Consider the following 1,502-nt stretch of genomic DNA (forward strand, 5'->3'; position numbering starts at 1 on the left):
GAGGTATATTACAGCTGTCTTACATGCTGGTTGATGAGTGTATTTTTCATAATGTGCACTTCACATTAAAGTTTACATTATTCAAAATTTTTCCAGTAAGATCAAACTCTTTTTTTGAAAAAAAGGAACAATGCCTGAATAAGTATAGACATGTTACCAATTTTTGTAATGTTATGGATTTATGATCTTTTGAGCTTGATACTTTTTGGGTTTCTTTCGAGGACGTCCCGGTTTTCCCCTTTTCCTTCGTCCTTTCGAAGTTCGGTTTGATTTACGATTTAACACGTCTATGAATGTTTGCCATGACTTAAACCAATAAAGTTTCAACTTCTTTAACACTTCCCATAACGTCTTGGAAGTCCCGGTAAGAAGCTTGACCCATTCACATAAAGCATAGGCGATCATAATGATATAGATCTGATTCCACACTGCATTTGGCTTAGTATTAAACCACTTTACCACATTTAAATGTTGCTTGATCCATTTGAAAAAGGACTCAATCTCCCAGCGAAGACGATAGATCTCGGCAATATCACTCGCTTTCAAATCCCAGCGATTGGTGACTACTCGATACTTTCTCTTTTGGTCATCCTGATACTCAATTAATCGCAGATTAAAGACTTTATCTGTTTTGGGCACCCTAACTTCAACGTCAACGTCTCTTCCCACTGCTGAATTTTCTTCAAACAATTGCTCATGTATAATTGTGAATTTAGAATTCGCTTTTACTCGAGCTACGAATGGAATATCCTTCAAATCCCATTCGTAGTAAAGGTTATAATTAATGTATCCTCGGTCAAAGACATACGTTGCTAAGTTAGCTAGAACCAAAAACTCCGTAGCTTCTTGATCTGAAACAGCGGCAGTAGAGGATATAATCTTATCTGCTAACTTAACGGTTTCATCCAAAAGAGCTAAACGGGTGTGAACCTTCACGCCATTCTTATCTTTAGAACAATACGCCCATTTTGATCGTGCCGGTAAGCTTATCTCAGTTGAATCGATGATATTTAAAACCCCTATGTTTGGAAGGCCTTGCTTATTAGCGTATTTCGTTCCAATCTTCTCGATTAAATCTTGGTACAACTGCTTTAAGTAATCAGTAGAAAGACTTTCTAATTTGCGATAGATTGTGGACGCGTGAATGGTATCCAATTTAATAAAATGCTGAAGATCCTCTTCCGATTGAAGCCCTTCAGTAATACTTTCTAAAGACTCCTTTTTCTCAAGTTGCGCTTTGATTAAGAGTGTAACAGCTTGCCCTGTTAATAATTTTTTTGCTCCGTGATCTTTGAAAGGACAACGATATTTCACAACATTTAAGACATCTAAGCATTTATTTATTACGGTGTTATCTGGTATAATGTTACCCATGGGTTTTCTCCTTTTGTATTGATGTGGGCAACACGTCTATATTAATACAATAGGAGATTTTTTTATGCCTGTAAAATAATACATACTATTAATCCCCATTTTTTTGTAAGTCTTTTGCAAGACTAGTG

Annotated in this window: 1 protein-coding gene; it reads right to left on the minus strand. The window is 36.2% G+C overall.

Annotated elements, in window-relative coordinates:
* Nucleotides 1-171: 171 nt before the first annotated feature.
* Nucleotides 172-1,374, minus strand: a complete 1,203-nt coding sequence (locus J2Z40_RS19650) for an IS4 family transposase (RefSeq protein ID WP_209795161.1) — start codon at nt 1,372-1,374, stop codon at nt 172-174.
* Between the last annotated feature and the right edge of the window lie 128 nt (nt 1,375-1,502).

Origin of the sequence: Cytobacillus eiseniae, assembly GCF_017874625.1 — a bacterium.
Classification (GTDB): domain Bacteria; phylum Bacillota; class Bacilli; order Bacillales; family Cytobacillaceae; genus Cytobacillus; species Cytobacillus eiseniae.

What these genes read in the sequence shown, in the direction of transcription:
- J2Z40_RS19650 (WP_209795161.1), bottom strand. Translation starts at nt 1,374, where the DNA reads ATGGGTAACATTATACCAGATAACACCGTAATAAATAAATGCTTAGAT.